The organism is Neptuniibacter sp. UBA6509, assembly GCA_002435145.1.
Classification (GTDB): domain Bacteria; phylum Pseudomonadota; class Gammaproteobacteria; order Pseudomonadales; family Balneatricaceae; genus Neptuniibacter.
In genome coordinates, this window is sequence record DJLT01000116.1 from 1 (window position 1) to 21,497 (window position 21,497).

A 21,497-nucleotide genomic window follows, 5' to 3' on the forward strand; every position below is an offset into this window, starting at 1 on the left:
GGCGCGGCTAGATTTTTCAGATCTCCGAACAGATCATCGTTGACGAAATCAAGCAGTTCATCGCCGGTGATGCCTTGATCGTCAGCGGCCCAATTACGCCACAGGTATTTCTCGGGAATAGGAAAACGGTAGTTATCCAGCTCCATCTCTAGCTCTTCTTCCTGAGCATCAAACACCTTGAGAAACAGCATCCATGAAAGCTGGCCCAAACGCTGAGCATCGCCATCAACGCCGGCATCTTTACGCATAATGTCTTGGATAGATTTAATAACAGAACTGATCGACATAATTCTCTCTTAGAAAGCTTTCTTTTAACTAGCCACGTTTAAGTAGCAATAACCCACGTCGCCTGATGGCTGCCACGTGGGATGAAAAATAGATTGTTAGGCGCTACGCGGTTCGGGACTGTAGATCTCAGCCTCTAATTCACTCACCGCTTCGAGGTAGGTTTGTTTGTTACCAAAACCTTTTTTGACGATCTCGATAGGCCGCCCGAGCTGATCAAAGGGCTTCACCTTGAGTACATGGATGTTTTCGATCTCCTGCACCCCTTCATCGGCGTACTTATCCAACAACGTGCTGAGCACGGTCTGAGCGGTATCACTGTACTTGGTGAAGTAGTTACGTTTTTTAACGTTATCGACTCGTTCTTGACGGGTGAGCGGCGGCTGATCATAAACCACATGGCAGATCAGGTCGAATGGATCGAGGTCTTTGCCGACCTCTTGGGCAAGCACATCCCAGAGAATGCCTTCGCCTTCCAATTCATCGATGATCACCTGTTTACGTTCGGCGTCATTCCAGCGTTTAGTAAACTCATCCAGCGAGGTGTAATGCTTGGCCATCGTTTTACGGGTGTAATCTTTAAATGACTCTGTCACTAACTTGCCGTCGGTATCGTAATACTGCACTCGCTCGGCAATGGCTTTTACCTTTACGCCATTGACATAAAACTTTGTGACTTTAGGTTCATCATCACCCCACTCGCCATCACCACCTCCTTGAGGGAATGGCTCATAAACTCCTGGCTCTTCACCTATGGGGCCTTCGCTTATTGGATTTTCACCCCCATCAACAGGGATTGATGGATCTACTCCGTTAATAATGTCATCCAGTTCACCGCCACCCTCGATTATGTCACCTGGGTCAGCGGTCATTATCCGCTCAGGGATACCATCAAAGCGCTCATCGGCAAACAGTTCGGTGGCCTTTTTAAAATCAAGGATGGTAAACCACAGTTTGTTATAACGATCATCAATACGGGTGCCGCGCCCGATAATCTGTTTGAACTTGGTCATGGATTGAATGCTTTGATCCAATACCACCAGTTTGCAGGTCTTGGCATCCACACCGGTGCTCATCAACTCTGAGGTGGTGGCAATCACGGGGTAGGGCTTTTTAGGATTGATAAAGTTATCCAGCTGCGCCTTACCTATCTCATCATCACCGGTGATCTTCATCACATACTTTTCGTTTTTGGCGACTTGCTCGGGGTTCAGATTAACTAACGCACGGCGCATTCGGTCCGCATGGTCGATGTCATTGCAGAAAACGATAGTTTTAGCCATCGGATCGGTGCGCTGTAGATAGCTGGTGATGGTTTGCGCCACCAGCTCGGTGCGCTCATCAATCACCAACGTGCGATCAAAATCTTTCTGATTGTAGATTCGGTCTTCGAGCATTTCGCCCTTTTTATCCACCTGCCCTTTCGTTGGCCGCCAACCTTGCAAGTCGATATCGATATCTACCCGCACCACCTTATAAGGCGCTAGAAATCCATCTTCGATGCCCTGTTTAAGTGAATAGGTATACACCGGCTCACCGAAGTAATCAGTGTTAGACACCTCTTCCGTTTCTTTAGGTGTAGCCGTTAGACCCACTTGAGTGGCGCTGCTGAAGTATTCCAGAATCTCACGCCATGCGCTGTCATCTGCGGCACTACCACGATGGCACTCGTCGATAATGATCAAGTCGAAGAAGTCGGGATCGACTTGTTTATAGGCCTTCTGTGATTCTTCTGGACCGGTGAGTGCTTGGTACAGGGCAAGGTGGATTTCATAGGCCGGATCAACTGTACGACCGGTGATTTTGGTCATAGCCTGACCGAAGGGTTGGAAATCGTTAATACGGGTCTGATCGACCAGAATATTGCGATCTGCCAAAAACAAGATGCGTTTTTTATTTTTAGCCTTCCACAAGCGCCAGATAATCTGGAATGCGGTGTAGGTTTTACCGGTACCGGTAGCCATCACCAATAGCACACGATTCTGCCCGAGTGATATTGCTTCTAGGGTTTTATTGACCGCTTGCAACTGATAATAACGGGGCGACTTACCGCTGCCGTCATCATGGTAATCTTGGGTAATAATCGGCAACTGAGCTTCAGTGAAGCCGCGCCATATACAGAATTTTTGCCAGAGCTGAGCGGGGCTAGGAAAATCGACAAGACTGATCTCTGTTTCCAGCTCATCAGGATTGGTTTTGTCATGAAAGATAAACCCATCGCCATTGGTCGCGAATACGAAAGGCACTTCGAGCAGACCGGCATAATCCAAGCCTTGCTGCATCCCCTTACCGATCTCATGCTTATTGGCTTTAGCTTCGATTACCGCCAATGGCATACCGGGCTTGTGATAAAGGACAATATCAGCGGACTTAACTTTCTTACGTGCTGCCGCCTGACCACGGACAACAACCTTACCATCACGCAGTTTCACCTCTTGGCGAATCTGACTCATATCGTCCCAACCAGCTTCTTTGACCGCTGGAAGGATAAACTTGCTGATAATATCGGTTTCGGTAAGTTGCTTTTTATCCATGCCTAACATCCTGTCTGCGTAAGCGACTTCTTTTGAATAGGCAATATAACACTCGAAACCAGCGTTCCCAAAGTCTTAGCTCCATTTACTATAAGCTCCGACCCCATCCGTACAGTTCCACATTCTCGGTTTCTTCTTGAATAAGCATGCAGAAAGAGGGTAAACGCCGCATTCACTCATTATCAACTAGCAGCCAGATATAAGGAGGGGATAATTATTTAGCTCTACAGAACAAACAACCAAGGGGGCTTAAACGGGGGCCTATAAAAAAGCATACAAATACAAGTTATTTAATAACAATAAGTTAAGCAAGCTATTCGTTAGACGCCATCCCACCAAATTGAGGGTTTTAAATCAAAGATTTAAGAGCCTAGCTGATGCAAGGTGTTAACTAAGTGTCAGCAAAATAAAAAAACCGGCTTTGGCCGGTTTTTTTATGTCTAAAATATGAGGCACCTTGCCTGTTTATATCTTTTGTAGGAAGCCACCCCGTGTGCGAGGTTTTTTCTCTTTTAGGCTTTCAGCCTTTAAATAAAAAAGAATAATATGTTGGAAACCAAACCGCGTACGAAGTACTGCAACTCTTCAGTAAACGGGTGATCATTCGCTCTAGCACCCTCCGGGTATAAAGGGCTGAGCTCCTACAGGTCATCGAAACAATCGGGTCCAGAGCAAGATTAGGCCCCTCTAAGCAAAACCCGCAACCCAAATCTGGCACGGACTCAAACACCTTTGACGCAGCCGAGTATCGAAAAGAATAAACCTCGCTCAGGCACCCTCCGGGTATAAAGGGCTGAGCTCCAACGGGGAATTTCGCGAAGCGAAACAAGGAATAGGCTGCTGTTTTTACGGGAGTGTATTCTTAAGGGAAAAAGCTGTTGTTTTCCCATAAGGGCTGAAAGCCTATAAATAAAAAAGAATAATATGCTGGAAGCCAAGCCCCGTACAAGGCTCCGCAACTCTTCAGCAAACGGGCAATCATTCGCTCAGAGGCTGAGCTCCTACAGTTCCCCCCGACCAACCTTCAGTCTATAACCGAGCCTGTTACTAGTGTATTTCATATTAACTACTCACAAACCGTACACGCAGTGAATAGGCTATTCGATATTCAGCGGGGCTGATGAAAATTAACCCTATGATTTACAAGACAAAATAACGTATGACCTTTTATGCACTATCCATAGAAAACTCAATAGCTGTCCCTATTCGTTCATTAATCTATGTCAAAATGGGACACTGATGAGTAAGCATTCAACAAAGTATTCTGATCCCTGATCCTTTTGACCGACTCTTTTACCCTAAGGTTGGAGATTTATTGCTCTAAAGACCACTTTGCCCCTTAGCATTGAACGCGGTAATATAGCCTCCGCTCAGGATTGTGTGCGCTGCAACATAGAGTTAGATACACGTCATGCTAGTAACCTGTCAGGCCAAACGCTGATTTTACAAAAAAGTCGAGTTTGGTCAGGTTATGAAACGTTACTAGGCGTAGATAGTATAAAAATGATCAATTTTTATGCTATTTCGACAGGTATTTAAAAAACACATAACCTGATCCAAACACAACTAATCTTAAAATCGGATTTAACCATGAACCTGTCGATGTCTTTTCCACAGATCAACATGCCGAGTCTACGTTTTCTGTTGACCGTCTTTGGTCTTTTACTGCTTCCGGTTACTGCCTTTGCAGAATCTGGCGGCACAGCTGCTGATATTCCGGAATTGAGTGCCTCTTTCTATGGCTATTTGAGTGTAGCTATTTTTATTTTGGCCTACTCATTGGTTCCATTGGAAAACAATATCCATTTACTTAAGAGTAAGCCGGTTCTAGTGGCTGCGGGTCTTATTTGGATTCTGGTTGCATTAGCCTTTAACGAGATTGGTGCTTCAGAACAGGCGCACAACGCAATTAAGCATGCCATTATTGAATACGCAGAGCTCTTCTTGTTCCTGTTAGTCGCGATGACCTACATAAATGCGCTTGAAGATCGTAATGTATTCCAAGCGCTTCGGGCTTATCTAGTCTCTCGTGGCTATTCATTGCGTAAGGTTTTCTGGGTAACAGGTACACTTGCTTTTCTTATCTCTCCAATTGCAGATAACTTGACTACTGCCCTACTTATGGGCGCGGTTGTTATGGCTGTTGGCGGTAAGAACATTCGCTTCGTCTCTATTGCTTGTATCAACGTTGTTGTAGCAGCAAACGCAGGTGGTGCTTTCTCCCCATTCGGGGATATTACAACCCTGATGGTTTGGCAAAAAGGCAAAGTAGAGTTCTTGCAATTCCTACCACTGTTTCTCCCATCTCTGGTTAACTGGTTAGTGCCTGCGGTTATCATGCACTTTGCTATTCCTAATGAGATTCCAGAAGGGTCTCAAGAAAAGTCCTTTATGAAAATGGGAGCGAAGGTAATGATCGTTCTGTTTCTTGCGACTATTGTTACTGCAGTATGCTTCCACAGTTTCCTACACCTACCGCCTGCAGCTGGCATGATGTTTGGTCTTGGCTACTTAGGTATGTATTCGTTCTACCTGAAAAAGGTTGAAGGTCGGACGATTATGGCTGATTCAATATTCGGTGGACGTAGAGACACTCATCCAAACCCTTTAAATATCTTGCAGACGTTTGGTAAGAATATAGGTGAACACCTGAATGATCAGCCTTATCCAGCGTTCATGATTGATAAAGAAAAAAATGTTACCCATTGGAATACCGCTCTGGAAGATTTAACGGGTATTAAAGCCGATGAGATGATTGGCACTAAAGATCACTGGAAGGGCTTCTATAAGGAGCTACGTCCAACGTTAGCCGATGTCGTTCTGGAAGATGAATCAGGCGCGGGTGTTCGTCAGCATTACCATAATCACTATCGTGAAAACCCTATGGGTGACAAGTCATACGATGCTGCTAATTATTTTGAAAACGTTGGCAATTCCGGTGCATATTTGATGTTCAGCGCCGCACCTGTAGTTGATGATAATGGTGAAACAATTGGTGCCGTAGAGTTGTTGGAAGATATGACTGAGTGCAGGGAAGAAGTTAAGCAATTCGACGTTATGGAGCGTGTATCACGTGCCGAATGGGACACCTTATTGTTCTTCTACGGCGTGATTATGTGTGTAGCAGGTTTAAGTCAGTTTGGTTATATGGCCATCGTTTCCGAGCTAATGTACAACGATCTGGGCCCAACTTGGGCTAATAGCCTAGTGGGTGTATTATCTGCCATTGTCGATAACATTCCGGTTATGTTTGCAGTATTGACCATGGACCCAGCCATGTCTCTAGGACAGTGGCAATTAGTGACCCTGACAGCGGGTGTCGGCGGCAGTATGCTAGCCATTGGTTCCGCCGCAGGTGTAGCACTGCTTGGTACCGCTCGAGGCGTCTATACCTTTGCCTCCCACCTAAAATGGACCCCTGCTATTGCACTAGGATATGTAGCCAGTATAGGCGTGCACTTGCTTTTTAATGGTGTTTAAGCTCTCTAATAGGCTTCACTTTTAATCCTAAAAGACCCACTACTGAGTGGGTCTTTTTTTAGAATTCGCTGTCTGAGCTCTTCAACGACTAGGTTCAGAGTAAAATTAGACCCACCGAAATATTCCTCACAATTCTGATTTGGCACTGACTCAAGCACCTTTAGCGCAGCCAAATATCGAAGAGAATAAGCCCCACTCAGAAGCTAAGCCTCCACAAATAGCACTAGCTAACCTTTAGTCTAAATCCAAGCCTAATATTAGTGCATTTAATATTTACTGCCCACTAATTGTGCACCGCAATATTCCTTTCAACCTCAGCCCCTCCCCAAAAAAAACACATAACCAAATGAAATATAAGAAAAAATAAAACATGGCATTTTTTGTGCTCTATAATTTAACAAATTTATAAAACCCAGTGAGAACTTAGGTGCGATAAACAGGGAATTCAAATAATGAATTTTCTTCAACCTAAAACTTGTAGGGCAAATAACAGAATCACGTTTTGCTGAACGTTTATATTGATAAATTTTTCTCAATATAAGCGCTCAGCAAGATCATTTTTTAAAAATTGCAGGAGTTAGTGTATGGCTTATTTAGAACCCAGCGAGTTTGCAACCAAAATGGTTGATGCCGGTGAACAGAAGATATTCATGTCCACCAAAGACACCTTTATTCGCGCATTCATGGCGGGTGCCATTCTGGCATTAGCTGCGTTTTTCGCGATTACGGTTATAACCAAAACAGGTAACCCACTACTGGGCGCTGTTTTGTTCCCTGTTGGTTTCATCATGCTTTATTTGATGAAATTTGACTTACTGACAGGTGTATTCACGCTGGTACCTTTAGCCGTTCTAGACAAACGTCCGGGCTGTAATATGAGCGAACTAATGCGTAACTGGGGCTTAGTATTCCTGGGTAACCTATGTGGCGCATTGACGGTTGCCTTCTTTGCCTCTTTTATTCTAACTTACGGTTATCAGGTTGATGGCGGTGCAGTCGCAGCGAAAGTAAGCTCCATTGGTGAATCCCGAACATTGGGTTACCAAGAGCAAGGCATTCTAGGCTGGTTCACTATCTTTATCCGCGGCATGCTATGTAACTGGATGGTATCTATGGGTGTTGTGGGTGCAATGATATCTACGTCTGCTGGCGCTAAAATGGCTGCGATGTGGATGCCAATCATGTTGTTCTTCTACATGGCATTCGAACATTCCATCGTTAACATGTTCCTATTCCCATTCTCTATGATCATGGGTGGTGACTTCACAATTATGGATTACCTGATCTGGAATGAGATTCCTACAGTATTAGGTAACTTGGCAGGTGGTTTACTATTGGTTGGTTTACCTATCTACCTGACTCACGTTAAAACGAGCAAAGAAAGAAAGGCTAAAGCAGCGGGTCATACTGTTGCAGCGCTTTAATCCTGTGAATCCAACAGAGATATAAGCACAACAGACCCCGGCCTTCAGGATGATCGCCGGGGTTTACTTCAGAGCCAGTCTATATTTTACCTTCACTATTAATACCTTAAATAAATGTACCCTTAAATGTCCTTCTAAATGTACCGTTAAATACAAATAAGAGCAGAGCTATCCTGATGAAGAACCAACTTAAAATCACTACAGGGCAGTACAGCGATAAGGGTATTAAAGAACTCAATCAAGACTTTCACGGCTCACTGATTCCTCGCGAACCTCAATTAAGTCTCAAGGGTGCCGCTGTGATTCTGGCTGATGGTATCAGTAGTAGCGATGTAAGCCAGATTGCCAGTGAAACCTCCGTTAAAAGCTTTCTAAGTGACTATTTTTGTACGTCCGATGCTTGGTCTGTACATACATCAGGTTTAAGAGTTATTGAATCTATCAATGGCTGGCTACACTCCCAAACACAGCGAAGCGAAGCCCGTTTCAATAAAGACAAGGGTTATGTTTGCACGTTAAGCGCAGCCATTTTCAAATCATCCACGGCACATCTTTTTCATGTGGGTGATAGTCGAATATACCGACTACGTGATGATGGATTAGAACAACTGACAAAGGATCATCGCCTATGGTTATCTAAGGAAAAAAGTTACCTAAGCCGAGCAATGGGGATCGACCTTTCTGTTGAAGTCGATTACCAAACGGTCGCACTTAAACAAGGAGATTATTTCCTTCTTTGTACTGATGGTGTGTATGAATACTGTGATACGGAAGATGTACTAAACACCCTGAAAGCCCATGAGAACGATCTAGATAAAGCGGCGGAAACCTTAATTAATCTAGCTCTTGAGAAAGGTAGCGATGACAATCTGACATTGCAGTTTGTCAGAATAGATCAACTGCCCAGTATAGAGAGCAGCACACTGCAACAGCAAGTCGATGCTTTAGAACTCCCCCCTGTATTACAGGCGCGAGAAGAGTTCGATGGTTATATGATTCTGCGTGAGATGCATGCTAATAGCCGAAGTCATGTTTATCTAGCGGAAGATTTAGAAGATAAAACCCGTGTCGTCATCAAAATACCTTCTGTTGAACTCAGAAACGATCAAGCCTATCTAGAACGTTTTTTAATGGAAGAGTGGGTCGCGCGTCGTATTAATAACGCCCACGTGATGAAAGCGGGCATACAAAGCCGCAAACGAAACTATCTATATTGCGTAACTGAGTATATTGAAGGCATTACACTTAAACAGTGGCTCATAGACAACCCCTCCCCCTCACTTGAGGCCGTTCGAGGAATTATTGAGCAAGTAGCTAAGGGGCTGCAGGCGATGCATCGCATGGAGATTCTGCATCAAGATCTTAAGCCCGATAACATTATGATCGACACAAACGGTATCGTTAAAATCATTGATTTTGGCGGCGTAAGGGTTGCTGGAATCATTGAAGCGGAAAGTATTCTTGAACAGGACGACATGCAGGGTACTGCATTGTATATGGCACCGGAGTATTTTGTCGGTGAAGCAGTCTCCAGCCGTTCAGATCTGTTCTCTTTAGCGGTGCTGACCTACCATATGCTGTCCAACCGTTTCCCATACGGTACCAGCATTGCCAAAGCTCGTACGGTGGCAGCTCAAAGGCGACTTAAATATGAGCCGGTTCTCGATGATGAGCGCGAGATTCCCGCTTGGATAGACCATACGCTGCGTAAAGCCCTAAACCCTAATTCATTCAAACGCTACGATGAACTGAGTGAATTTATTTTTGATCTTAGGAATCCTAATCAAAAATTCTTAAGTGAAACAAAGCCCCCTTTACTGGATCGTAACCCGCTACTTTTCTGGAAGAGTGTGTCCCTCATTCTTGCAGGAGTTATAGCGGGGTTACTCAACTATATACATAACTTGCTAGCCTGATTAGCTACGAATGAGGACTCACCATGATTAGTAATCGAGAAGAAGTAACAGCCCTGATTCTTTCGCAAAAAGTTGCCAAAGGTATCAAGTGGAGTGAAGTAGCAGAAGCCTTAGATCTATCGAAAGAATGGACAACCGCCGGTTGCTTAGGACAGATGACTTTCGATAAGGAACAAGCAGAGAAAGTGGGTGAAATCTTTGCTTTATCCGATGAAGCTATTGCTTGGTTGCAGATTGTACCTTACAAAGGCTCACTGCCAACTGCGGTTCCAACTGACCCTCTTATCTACCGCTGGTACGAAGTCGTCAATGTATATGGCAGCACAATTAAAGAGCTGATTCATGAAGAGTTTGGGGACGGCATTATGAGCGCTATCGACTTTTCAATGGATATTAAACGTGAAGAGAACCCTAATGGGGATCGTGTAAACGTAGTGCTATCTGGGAAGTTCTTACCTTATAGACAGTTTTAAGTATAAGCGCCGTAACAAACACTTACGGCGCTACATTACCTTATCTTACCTATAGTGGCTTTTAAGCAAGAAGCTAGTTAGATAAAGACAGCGTCACTGTATAGAAAGCACTGTATAAAAGCTAAGAAGCCATACCCAATACAGTATCAAATTCTAGATGTTCCCAACCATCGATATCATACATCCAAAAAGTATTGCAGCATGAGCAACGGTAGATAGAACTTTCAGGTATGGAACTGATCAGTTTTAGATCAGCATGAGCGGTTTGCTCTGTAGACTGCTTTTCACAGCAGCTGCATATTTTTTTATCATCCATGACTTTAATCTTTACAGGTTAATGAAGCAAGACAACCATAACGGATTATATCCCAACTTAAACTAGGAAATATTCCTAAATCGTCACTTTTTATCTATTTCAAGCATCTATAAATATTTATAGCCTCCCCCCTACCTTTTGATGACTCGTCATTCCATTACTGATGAATTCAGCACTATTTTTTGTGATTAAGCCCTCTCTTAGCTATTCTAAAATTACTTCATTGCTGACAGATACCTAGTTTGTTATGTCCGATGCTCACAACACAATAAAGCAGCTAAAAACTCGCGTACAAGAAACGGAAAAAGAAAACGAGCTTCTTGTAGAGTTTGCAGAACTTTCCACCGAGTGGTTTTGGGAGCAAGATGAGCACTTTAAATTTACGCGTTTCTTTGGCTTTTCTCCGCAAAAAATGCAGCGTAATCAAGAGTTATTTATCGGTAAATGCCGTTGGGAGATGCCAATCTCGGGCGTATCTGACGAAGAGCTTCAAGCGCATATAGACTGCTGCTCACAACACAAGCCTTTCCACGATTTTGAATATGAAGTGTTCGGTGATAATAACCAAATTCAACATTATATGGTCAGCGGTAATCCGAGGTTTGATTCAAATGGAAACTTCGCTGGGTATCATGGTGTTGGCAGAAATCTAACAGAGTTGCGCTCCGCTCAAAATGCAGTGGCGAATAGCCAACGTCAGCTATTTCAAATACTGCAAGGCACACCAACACCGACCTTTGTGATTGATAAAAACCACACTATTACTCATTGGAATAAAGCCTGTGAAGTGCTATCTGGCATACCCGCTAAAGAAGCTATCAATGGTAGCAACACATGGAAAGGCTTTTACATGGAAGCACGTCCAACTCTGGCCGATTTAGTCGTCGACCGAGCATCTATCAAAACTTTGAAGCAATTCTATGGAGAGAGCCTTACACGATCCGCACTGATAGAAGGTGCTTATGAAGCGGAAGATTTTTTCCCTAACATGGGCGAATCAGGGCTTTGGTTAAACTTTAGCGCCTCCCCTTTACTCGACGCTCAAGGAAATATCATTGGTGCCATTGAAACCTTAAAAGACATCACTGATAGGGTGATCGCAGAACAAACAATTCACAAGCAGTTCCTAGAACTACAAGAAACACATCTAGAGCTTCAAGGCACGATAGAAAAACTTATTGAAGCGAAGAGACTTGCAGGGCTCGGTCAGTTAGTCGCTGGTGTTGCCCATGAGTTAAATACACCGTTAAGCAATATGCTGTTAAGCCTCAGCAGCTCACAAGAGTCACTCTCTCAACTAGCCACTAGTTTCAATGACCAACAACTAAGCCAAAATCAGATGCAAGAGTATTTAAAAACTGCGGAAAAGTCTGAGACGCTAATAGAGGAAAGCCTTACCCGCTGTATTAAATTAGTGGGACGGTTCAAAGAACTGAGTAATGATCAAACTCACAACGTACTAACTCAATTCCAACCTTATGAAGTGATCAATGATATTTTCAAGCTCGTTCAAAATGAATGCTTAGGCCGCAACATTAATCTAGTGAATAATGTTCCACATAATCTCTTCATTACCAACGATCAAGGCGCCTTTGAACAGATATTATTTAGCCTACTGGAAAACAGCTTAAGGCACGGCTTACAAGATTCGGGATTTTTTAGTGTGGACTGTTTAGAAACGTCAACAGCACTGACCTTCAACTTTTCAGATAATGGCTGCGGACTTGATGAAGCCATTATAAAACAAGCCTTTGACCCCTTTTTCACATCACAATTAGGCGTGGGAGATTCAGGACTAGGTTTATATAGAGTGTACAACCTTGCCAATGCAGTCTTTGGTGGCAATGTATCCATTCATAACGCCTGCCCAGGACTCACCATTAACTTTACATTTCCCCGCAAGGCCAAACTTTCAGAATAATAACTTTAACTCGCGAAAAAACTAGCCGTAGGCCCACTAACGGCGAAACAATAGTCTTTAGCAAAATTGCACTCGTTTCTAGCTTCACCTATTCTCAAAGCAATAGAAGGGATCTGAAGTTACTTTGTAACAAATATCTTACAAAAGCCTCGCATAGAGTCAGCGGAGAGTTATATGCATCAGCCAAGCCCTATCATTCTCGATACAAACACCCCACAACTTGCAGATGTTGATTTCCGCAATGCTATTGTAACGGACAAAGACGAGTATCAAAAAAAGCTAAAAAAATGGCAAAAAAAGATGCTTCAAGTCCAGCAAGCCTATTACCACCAAAACCGTAGGGCGATTATCGTGCTTGAAGGATGGGATGCAAGTGGCAAAGGTGGAGCTATCCGCCGAATGACCGAAAAACTAGACCCCCGAGGATTTACTGTACACCCCATTAGCGCCCCCTCTTCTGCTGAGCAAAGTAAACATTACTTGCAGCGATTCCAAGCTCGCCTACCTGCAGCCGGCTCTATCGCTATATTTGACCGCTCCTGGTATGGAAGAGTACTAGTAGAGCGCGTCGAGGGCTTTGCATGCTCCAAGGAATGGCAGCGCGCATATCAAGAGATCAACGAGTTTGAGCGTAGCCTGAGCGATGACGGCGCAAGAATTATCAAAATCTTTATTCACATCACTCCGGATGAGCAACTTAAGCGCTTTGAAGAGCGCTTAAATAATCCCGTAAAACGCTGGAAACTCACTACGGAAGATATTCGAAACCGTAGTCGATGGTCTGACTATGAGCATGCAATTGATGACATGTTTAACTACACATCAACTAAAACAGTGCCTTGGAATATTATTCAAGGAAATCATAAATGGTTTTCTCGAATCGCTGTGTTGAAAACGGTGGTGAATCAACTGTCGAAAGACGTTGATGTCAGCCCCCCTGATATTAACCCTGAGGTAGTAGAGGAAGCCTATCAAGCCTTAGGCATAAAAATTGGGGGCGATTCTTAGCCCTTGCAATAATTCTGCAATAATTCCCGTGCATCATTAGCCTCACATATAAAGAGGCAAATAAAAAAATGAGAGAAAGTAATTTAAAAGTACAGCTAAAACAGCTGTTAAACCGAGGCTATTCTGAGATTGATGTTGTCAATCTTGCTATTGCGCCTAAACATGTTGTTGATCAAGCGATCCATGAGTATAACGCTGAGCAAAAAATTCAGGCTCAAACTCTTCGCACACAACACAACCAAGCCAGTTTTGCGATGCAATTAGGTAGCTAATTTAGCTACCTCTCATTCCTTAGACCAATTTCCCTATATTCTTTAGCATCATTCGATTCTTCTATTGGTTTCGTTCAGATACAATTCACCCTAGTTGGTGTACTAATATAGTCAGCTAGGAATAGCCGGCTTATGTTTTGTGGGGAAGCCTGTTAGTCCCAATAACCAATCGATGAGCACTTATAGGAAAATTATAATGAAAAAAGTACTTATTGCAGCAGCGGCTGCGACTATGATGTTACCTGCAGCAGCAATGGCTGAGCGTGATGGCGCTGCTGTATACAGTAAAACATGTGTTATGTGCCATGCTGCGGCTGGAACTGGCGCACCTGTAATGGGCAACGCTGAAGAGTGGGCACCACGTGCCGCTACAGGTATAGAAGCTCTAATGGTATCCGCAACTAAAGGTAAAGGCGCTATGCCTCCTAAAGGTTTATGTATGGATTGCACAGATGGCGAACTTCAAGCTGCTGTACAGTACATGCTAGATAACTCTAAATAAGTTGTGATCAGACATAAAAAAATCGCCATTAGGCGATTTTTTTATGTCTGTAATTCAAGATTAGAAGATCTCTGTCGGCGACAGATTTAAAAGCTCTGCATCAGGATCATCTTCAGAACTCACCTTAATCTTATCCGGTGATTCTTTATCTTTTCCTTTCTGAACAATAATCTCAACACGACGGTTTTTCACTCGATTCGCACGCGTATCATTTGGCGCCAGCGGTTTAGTATCCGCCAATCCCAATACTTTAAATCTAGACTGATCAATACGTGGATCACCAAACAACTCATGCGCGACAGCCAATGCACGCGCTACAGATAGATCCCAGTTAGATTCAAAGCGACGCCCAGCATAAGGAATGTTATCGCTGTGCCCTTCAATCGCCACATTACCTTTTACATCTAGAAGTACATCACGAATCTTAGCTAACACTGGAATCGACTCAAATTTAAGCTCAGCAGAACCTGAATCAAATGCCCCTTTTTCTTTGATACGAATAATAATTTTCTTACCATCCGTTTCAACTTCAACACTGCCGTCACCAATCTCTTCCGCTAAGGCAGCGGCAAACTCTACCGCTTCCTCTTTAGCCTCCTGCTCTTGCTGTTTTTGAAGTTCTTGATCTTCGCCTTTCTCTTTATCAGGGGCATCACTCTCGCCCTCTTTTGAGCGAATATCGAGGGTATTCATATCGTTATTAGTCGTCATCTGACGAATTTCATTTAACGGCGTTGGCTCAGGACGTCCAGGGCTAAACTCCTGCGCGATAATAGAAGTTCCTTTCGGTATGTCTTCTACCTTGATCTGATTTTGCACACCAAATGCTTCTCGCATCGAACCGGCAAGCTGCTTGAATTTCAATACATCCATCTCTGAGAAAGAGAGAAGAAGTACGAAAAAGCACATCAATAGCGACATTAAGTCGCCAAATGTTGCCAACCAACCGGGGAGCCCCGCGGGGCAAGGAGGGCATTCTTGTTCTTCGGTATCACTCATCGTTCAGCTCCTTACCGAATTAACCTTCAGCCGCCGCACGTTTTTTCTCTGGCAGATAGTTTCTCAACATCTGTTCGATAACACGTGGGTTCTGACCTGCTTGAATGGCTAATAGACCATCGATAATTAACGCTGCATTGAGCGCTTCTTCGTCTTTACGAACATTCAGTTTGTCCGCAATAGGTAACGCAACCATGGTTGCCAACATTGCTCCGTAAAGCGTTGTTAGTAGTGCTACCGCCATCGCAGGACCGATAGACTTAGGGTCACTCATGTTAGAAAGCATCTGTACCAGACCCACCAGAGTACCAATCATTCCCATCGCAGGGCCAACATCACCCATTGCGGAGAAAACCGTGGCACCAAATTCATGGCGGTCATGGGTTAATTTTGCTTCTTTATTTAGGAGTGTCTTCACGACATCAGGATCGTGGCCATCAACCAGCAGCTGAATACCGCGCTGCATAAAGTCACTGCTTACTGTTTTATCTTCTAGAGACAGTAAGCCACCTTTACGAGCGGCATCCGCTAACTCAACCGTTTCAGCAATAATATCTTCAGGATTGAGTGACTTAAACATGAAAGCTTTAGCAGCAATTTTACCGGCGCCTAAAAACTGCCCCAGCGTAAATTTCATCAATACAACGAAGATACTACCGCCAATAACGATTAACAAAGATGGAGGGTTAATAAACACCCCTGCATCGCCACCGGTGACAATCGCGGCGATTACAATACCAAAACTACCTAACAAACCAACGAGAGTAGCTATATCCACTCAACAATCCTCATTACAAGCATTAAAAGCACTGCTAAATACTTACTATACGAATCTTCTATCATAGCAAAAATAGGCCAACAATCACCCACCATACAAGCGTTTAAGTCTTATTCTTTAGGTATATTTGATTCTAGAGCCATGCTTAGGTAAGTTTAGCGCTTTCATTGTGAATTTATTCCCATGCCTCGCAAAAAGAAAGTAACAGATTTTGAGCAATCGTTGACCGAATTAGAATCTCTTGTGACACAAATGGAACAAGGTGATCTATCTCTGGAAGATTCTCTTAAAGCCTTTGAAGAGGGCGTAAGTCTGACACGAGACTGCCAAAACATCCTCGCTCAAGCTGAGCAAAAAGTACAAATGTTAATCGAATCGGGTGGTGAACTTAAAACCAAACCGTTTCAGCCTACTGAGGATATCTAGTCTTGGGCATCAGCAACCTTCTGGCTCAGTACAGAGAACGCGTCGATACATATCTAGAAGCCTGCATTTCTGAACAGAGCATAGATCCTGAACTACAGAAATCTATGCAGTATTCGCTGTTCAATGGCGGAAAACGTGTCAGGCCTACATTAGTCTATATGGTCAACGCGATGCTCGGAGGTGTACCTCAACAAGCAGATTCTGCAGCAGCGGCTATCGAATGCATTCATAGCTACTCCTTAGTTCATGATGACCTACCCGCTATGGATGATGACGATCTCAGGCGTGGAAAACCTACTTGCCATATTGCCTTTGATGAGGCGACCGCTATTCTTGCAGGCGATGCATTACAATGCCTTGCGTTTGAGCTCATCACAAGTGACGCTCAGCTAGACAACGCAACTAAAGTTAAGCTCATCCATAAACTAAGCATATCTGCTGGGCATCAAGGCATGGTTGTCGGGCAATCGTTCGATCTTCGTAACGTGGGTAAAATGTTATCGTTTGAACAGCTAGAAGCTATGCATCAACATAAAACAGGCGCTTTACTCCAGTGCTCAGCCATTATGGGCGCGATTACCTGCGGTAAGACTAATGCTGAACAATTATCAGCGATAAGTAACTACGCAAAGGCTATCGGCCTAGCTTTCCAAGTTCAGGACGACATTCTTGATATTGAAGGTGATTCTGAAGTAATTGGAAAACCTCAAGGCTCCGATCTAGAACAAAACAAGCCAACTTATCCTGCGCTATTAGGCCTTGAAGGTGCTAAGCTGTTGCTACAACAACTACATACTGAAGCAGTGCAAGCATTAAAACCTTTTGGTTCGAATGCCCGTGATTTAATCGCTCTGGCTGACTTTATTGTGCAACGCGATCACTAACTTCTCGATCACCTAAAAGACCCGTTATGTTCCACATGATTCCAACATGCCCTCCTGATACACCTCTTTTAAATCAGGTAGAAACACCTGAGCAGTTACGCACGCTTACCACCAGCCAACTACCCGAGCTAGCCACGCAACTACGTTCCTTTTTGCTCTATAGCGTTGGCCAAAGCGGCGGGCATTTTGGCGCAGGCTTAGGGGTGATAGAGCTCACCATTGCACTGCATTACAGTCTCAATACGCCTAACGATCATTTGGTATGGGATGTTGGCCATCAGTGTTATCCACACAAGATTCTGACAGGGCGCCGTCAGGAGATGCCGACCATCCGTCAAAAAGAGGGCCCCTCCCCTTTCCCTAAACGTTCAGAAAGCATCTATGATGATTTTGGCGTGGGTCATTCCAGCACATCCATCAGTGCTGCACTTGGTATGGCAATAGCTGACAAGTTACGTGGTAAAAACAACAAAACTGTTGCGGTGATTGGCGATGGAGCAATGACTGCCGGAATGGCCTTTGAAGCTCTCAATCATGCGGCACATACCAATACAAATCTGCTGGTCATTCTAAATGATAATGATATGTCTATCTCTGAGAATGAAGGGGGATTAGCGACATATCTAGCCAAGAACATTAAAGATAAAAGTGCCAAAGGTCGAAGCGATGGAGAAACGACGGCGGCTTTATTTGAAGCATTGGACTTTGAATATACTGGCCCAATTGATGGTCATGATCTGCCTCTGCTACTTAAAGCCTTATCCAAAGTACTGAACACACCTGGGCCACAGTTTTTACATCTGATCACAAAAAAGGGGAAAGGCTTTCAGCCTGCGGAAGATGACCCAATTGGCTACCACGCCATAACTAAGATCAACCCTATCCACCAACCGAAACAATCCAAAGTTAGTTACTCTAATATTTTTGGTCGCTGGATATGTGACCTAGCCACTACAGATACAAACCTAACCGCAATTACTCCAGCGATGCGTGAAGGCTCGGACCTGATTGAGTTTGCCAAACGTTTTCCTGATCGTTTTTTTGATGTAGCCATCGCAGAGCAACATGCGCTCACGCTAGCGGCAGGAATGGCGTGTCAGAAAATTAAGCCCGTTGTGGCTATCTATTCTACATTCTTACAACGCGCTTTCGATCAGCTAGTACATGATATCTCTATTCAAGACTTAGACATACTACTTGCTATCGATCGAGCTGGCTTAGTCGGTGAAGATGGCGCAACTCATAGTGGCGTAATTGATATCGCAATGCTGAGGGTGTTACCTGAAGCCGTTGTTATGACGCCATCAGATGCAACTGAACTCAGGAACATGCTGTATAGCGGCTACCAATTTAATGGACTCGCTGCTGTACGCTACCCCAGAGGTTCAGTGCCTGCACACGTCTCCGGCGAAATGACTCAATATAAGATCGGGACAAGTAAAACTATTTCAAAAGGCAACAAAGTCGCCCTGCTCAATTTTGGCCCCTTAATCGAAAACGCAAAGGCCGTGGCAGAACAACATAATTACACTCTGGTGGATATGCGCTTTGTGAAGCCACTGGATCAAACAGCTATCACAGATTTAGCTAAGTCACATGAACTACTGGTGACCATAGAGGACCATAGCATTATAGGTGGCGCAGGATCTGCGGTAAGCGAGTATTTACACCGTTCAAAAGAAAAGACCCCTTTATTGACGCTTGGCATACCCGATCAGTGGATAAGCCATGCATCAAGGGCCGAGCAACTATCTCAATGCGGTCTAGATGAGAAAGGAATAGAGCAGGCCATTCAGCGCGCTCTATCTATTTAGCTTTTACTTTAAGCCAAGTAGCTTCAAACAGTCTGAAGAAACCAGAAGTAGGCTGTTATCTGCAGGATAGCAGCTGCCATAACACCCGCAATAATATCGTCGAGCATAACCCCTAAACCACCAGAAACTTTCTGATCCGCCCACTTAATAGGCCAAGGTTTCAGGATATCGAAAATACGGAATAGCACGAAGCCATACACGATCCATATAATCCCCGCTGGGGCTAAAGTCATAGTGATCCAAAAGCCTACAAACTCATCCCAAACGATCCCACCATGATCTTTCACACCAATATCTTTTGATGTGCGATCACACAGCCAGATACCGATAACCGTAGTTACCGCCAGCATCACTAAGTACCAAGGCAAACTTAACTGCTGAAACCAGAAATAAGGAATAATCGCGGCTAAAGTTCCAAATGTCCCAGGCGCCCAAGGCGCTGCACCACTACCTAAACCAAAGGCTAAAAAGTGAATCGGGTTTTTCCATACACTCGCAGGCACTTTATTCACTGGGCATCCTTACTAAAATTAATTGTTACTGTGAAAATGATTATAACCAGAGCCTTGTATTTCACACTTTTCACCACGCAGATAAAGCTCTACCTTTGCAGTCGGCGTAATACTACCCACAACCGTCACAATGGTTTGCAATTGATTAAGAAGAGGTAAATACTCAGGCGCTAGAGTGAAACATAACTCAAAATCCTCCCCCCCTGTTAATGCCCACTGACGAGCATTTTCTTCACCAAACGTGGATACCAGCGCTTTAGATAGAGGTAAAGCTTCCAGCTGTAAACGAGCACCCAACTGACCACTAGCTTTAAGAATATGCGCCAAATCTGATAGCAAGCCATCTGAAATATCAATACAACTGCTCGCTTTATCTAATAACGTTTTACCCAACTCGATACGCGGTATCGGTGCATAAAAGCGCTGTAGTAACTCTTCAGCGTAAGTATCATTTTCAAAACCTTTGAGAAGTCCCTCTAATCCACCTCGGCTATCGCCCAAGGAACCACTCACGCAGATGAGATCACCAACATGAGCGCCCGACCGGGTCAAACGTTGGCCATTAGGCACAAAACCATGCACTTGTGCAGATAAGGTAAGCGGCCCTTTAGTGGTATCTCCCCCTACCAGCGATACACTGTATTCAGCACACAGCTCTGACAAACGATGGCTAAACAACTGTAGCCAATCTTCATCTGCCTCTGGCAAGGTTAATGCGAGTGTTAACCACGCGGGGCTAGCCCCCATAGCAGCGAGGTCACTTAATGCAGAACCAAATAATCGACTCGCTAACAGATCAGCAGATGTGCCTTCGAGAAAGTGGGTGCCTTGAACCAAGGTGTCAATCGACACCGCAAGCTGCATCCCCTCTGGGATAGACAGCACCGCACAATCATCACCTATGCCTAATGCAACAGAAGCATCCGAAGATGCTCCTGAAAAATAGCGCTGAATGAGTTCAAATTCGCCTAGTGACATTCGATCTTATGATTTGCGCTGACGCTGTTCACGAATCTCATCCATGCGAACACGTTGTGCTAGTTTATCTAACACCCCGTTTACATAGCGATGACTATCCGTAGCACCGAAGGTTTTTGCTAGTTCAACACTTTCGTTAATGGCTACGCGGTATGGCACTTGAATGCGATTAGACAGTTCAAACGCACCAATACGTAATACACTTAACTCGATCGGGTCTAGCTCTTCTATCTGACGGTCTAGGAAATCCGTATAAGACTTGTCTAGCGCGCTTTTAGAACCGGCAACACCATGTAGTAGCTCAGAGAACAGTTTGATATCCGCATTGCGCATATCGTTGTCTACTCTAAACTGAGCTTCAATTTCATGAACAGCTTGTCCTGCTAGCTCCCATTGATACAGGGCTTGCAAGGCAAAACTACGCGCATTGCGACGCTGTTCAGTCAGTGATGCTTTTTTCTTAGACGCCGGTTTTTTATCGTTGTCACTCATTTAAACTTAAACCTCAAGCTGCTTAAGCAGGCTAACCATTTCAATGGCAGATAGCGCAGCTTCAGCACCTTTATTACCCATTTTAGTACCGGAACGCTCAACCGCTTGCTCAATGCTATTTACAGTTAAGATACCGTTTGCAACAGGTAGGTCGTAATCCAAAGATACTTGAGCCACGCCTTTTGAACTTTCACCCGAAACATATTCAAAATGCGGTGTACCGCCACGAATAACCGCACCTAATGTGATGATCGCATCATCTTTTTTCTGTGCAGCAATACGTTTAACAGCTAAAGGAATTTCAAATGCACCCGGCACACGGATAACACGAACATTCTCATCGCTTACACCGTGACGCTTCAGTGTATCTAAAGCACCTTCAAGTAAGCTTTCCACTACAAATGCGTTAAAACGGCCCACTACGATAGCGTAGTTGCCATCAGCATTTACAAAATCACCTTCAATGGTTTTCACAGACATGAT

Annotated in this window: 20 protein-coding genes; 11 read left to right on the forward strand and 9 right to left on the reverse strand. The window is 44.2% G+C overall.

Going from position 1 to position 21,497, the window contains the following annotated elements:
- Positions 1-287: type I restriction-modification system subunit M N-terminal domain-containing protein (locus B4K11_RS15280; protein ID WP_292959452.1), on the reverse strand; the 287-nt coding region annotated here is incomplete at its 3' end.
- Positions 288-383: 96 nt separating this feature from the next.
- Positions 384-2,819 (reverse strand): EcoAI/FtnUII family type I restriction enzme subunit R, encoded by a 2,436-nt coding sequence (gene hsdR, locus B4K11_RS15285; protein WP_292957277.1) that lies wholly within the window; start codon positions 2,817-2,819, stop codon positions 384-386.
- Between the two features lie 1,590 nt (positions 2,820-4,409).
- Between hsdR and nhaD the strand changes: the two genes are divergently transcribed.
- The 4 genes from nhaD to cynS all read left to right on the forward strand — a co-directional run bounded on the left by nhaD (position 4,410) and on the right by cynS (position 10,112).
- Positions 4,410-6,299: a sodium:proton antiporter NhaD gene (gene nhaD, locus B4K11_RS15290; RefSeq protein WP_292959453.1), complete on the forward strand. Its 1,890-nt coding sequence runs from the start codon at positions 4,410-4,412 to the stop codon at positions 6,297-6,299.
- A gap of 584 nt (positions 6,300-6,883) precedes the next feature.
- Positions 6,884-7,723: a formate/nitrite transporter family protein gene (locus B4K11_RS15295; RefSeq protein WP_292957271.1), complete on the forward strand. Its 840-nt coding sequence runs from the start codon at positions 6,884-6,886 to the stop codon at positions 7,721-7,723.
- Between the two features lie 176 nt (positions 7,724-7,899).
- Entirely contained in the window at positions 7,900-9,639 is a 1,740-nt protein-coding gene (locus B4K11_RS15300; protein ID WP_292957268.1) for a bifunctional protein-serine/threonine kinase/phosphatase, read from the forward strand.
- Between the two features lie 23 nt (positions 9,640-9,662).
- Positions 9,663-10,112 (forward strand): cyanase, encoded by a 450-nt coding sequence (cynS, locus tag B4K11_RS15305; protein ID WP_292957265.1) that lies wholly within the window; start codon positions 9,663-9,665, stop codon positions 10,110-10,112.
- Positions 10,113-10,233: 121 nt separating this feature from the next.
- Here the strand turns inward: cynS and B4K11_RS15310 are convergent, their stop codons facing one another.
- A complete protein-coding gene (locus B4K11_RS15310) occupies positions 10,234-10,428 on the reverse strand; it encodes a hypothetical protein (protein WP_292957262.1) in 195 nt (64 codons plus the stop codon).
- A gap of 247 nt (positions 10,429-10,675) precedes the next feature.
- Between B4K11_RS15310 and B4K11_RS15315 the strand changes: the two genes are divergently transcribed.
- From B4K11_RS15315 to B4K11_RS15330, 4 genes are all read left to right on the forward strand, one after another.
- Positions 10,676-12,349, forward strand: a complete 1,674-nt coding sequence (locus tag B4K11_RS15315; RefSeq protein ID WP_292957259.1) for a PAS domain-containing sensor histidine kinase — start codon at positions 10,676-10,678, stop codon at positions 12,347-12,349.
- A 174-nt stretch (positions 12,350-12,523) separates the two neighbouring features.
- Positions 12,524-13,357 carry a polyphosphate kinase 2 family protein gene (locus tag B4K11_RS15320; RefSeq protein ID WP_292957255.1) on the forward strand — a complete coding sequence of 278 codons (834 nt, stop codon included), beginning with the start codon at positions 12,524-12,526 and terminating at the stop codon, positions 13,355-13,357.
- Between the two features lie 68 nt (positions 13,358-13,425).
- A complete protein-coding gene (locus B4K11_RS15325) occupies positions 13,426-13,629 on the forward strand; it encodes a hypothetical protein (protein ID WP_292957252.1) in 204 nt (67 codons plus the stop codon).
- A gap of 196 nt (positions 13,630-13,825) precedes the next feature.
- Positions 13,826-14,131 carry a c-type cytochrome gene (locus B4K11_RS15330; RefSeq protein WP_292957249.1) on the forward strand — a complete coding sequence of 102 codons (306 nt, stop codon included), beginning with the start codon at positions 13,826-13,828 and terminating at the stop codon, positions 14,129-14,131.
- A 60-nt stretch (positions 14,132-14,191) separates the two neighbouring features.
- Here the strand turns inward: B4K11_RS15330 and B4K11_RS15335 are convergent, their stop codons facing one another.
- Positions 14,192-15,130: a flagellar motor protein MotB gene (locus B4K11_RS15335; protein ID WP_292957246.1), complete on the reverse strand. Its 939-nt coding sequence runs from the start codon at positions 15,128-15,130 to the stop codon at positions 14,192-14,194.
- Positions 15,131-15,149: 19 nt separating this feature from the next.
- Complete coding sequence (pomA, locus tag B4K11_RS15340) at positions 15,150-15,908, reverse strand: flagellar motor protein PomA (RefSeq protein ID WP_292957243.1); 759 nt, start codon at positions 15,906-15,908, stop codon at positions 15,150-15,152.
- A 183-nt stretch (positions 15,909-16,091) separates the two neighbouring features.
- On the opposite strand from pomA, the gene B4K11_RS15345 reads away from it, so the two are divergent.
- From B4K11_RS15345 to dxs, 3 genes are read left to right on the forward strand one after another with little or no spacing between them, the layout of a single operon-like run.
- Positions 16,092-16,334 (forward strand): exodeoxyribonuclease VII small subunit, encoded by a 243-nt coding sequence (locus B4K11_RS15345; protein WP_292957240.1) that lies wholly within the window; start codon positions 16,092-16,094, stop codon positions 16,332-16,334.
- Positions 16,335-16,336: 2 nt separating this feature from the next.
- A complete protein-coding gene (locus tag B4K11_RS15350; protein ID WP_292957237.1) occupies positions 16,337-17,218 on the forward strand; it encodes a polyprenyl synthetase family protein in 882 nt (293 codons plus the stop codon).
- 26 nt (positions 17,219-17,244) lie between these two features.
- The gene (gene dxs / locus B4K11_RS15355; RefSeq protein WP_292957234.1) at positions 17,245-19,032 is read left to right on the forward strand and encodes a 1-deoxy-D-xylulose-5-phosphate synthase; all 1,788 of its coding nucleotides are present in this window, start codon (positions 17,245-17,247) and stop codon (positions 19,030-19,032) included.
- Positions 19,033-19,055: 23 nt separating this feature from the next.
- Here the strand turns inward: dxs and B4K11_RS15360 are convergent, their stop codons facing one another.
- The 4 genes from B4K11_RS15360 to ribE are packed head-to-tail and all read right to left on the reverse strand — an operon-like array spanning position 19,056 to position 21,494.
- Positions 19,056-19,544 carry a phosphatidylglycerophosphatase A family protein gene (locus B4K11_RS15360; RefSeq protein WP_292957231.1) on the reverse strand — a complete coding sequence of 163 codons (489 nt, stop codon included), beginning with the start codon at positions 19,542-19,544 and terminating at the stop codon, positions 19,056-19,058.
- Between the two features lie 18 nt (positions 19,545-19,562).
- Entirely contained in the window at positions 19,563-20,522 is a 960-nt protein-coding gene (thiL, locus tag B4K11_RS15365; RefSeq protein WP_292957228.1) for a thiamine-phosphate kinase, read from the reverse strand.
- A gap of 6 nt (positions 20,523-20,528) precedes the next feature.
- On the reverse strand, positions 20,529-21,014 hold the full coding sequence (nusB, locus tag B4K11_RS15370; protein ID WP_292957225.1) for a transcription antitermination factor NusB: 486 nt from the start codon (positions 21,012-21,014) through the stop codon (positions 20,529-20,531).
- A 6-nt stretch (positions 21,015-21,020) separates the two neighbouring features.
- A complete protein-coding gene (gene ribE / locus B4K11_RS15375; RefSeq protein WP_292957222.1) occupies positions 21,021-21,494 on the reverse strand; it encodes a 6,7-dimethyl-8-ribityllumazine synthase in 474 nt (157 codons plus the stop codon).
- Positions 21,495-21,497: the final 3 nt, after the last annotated feature.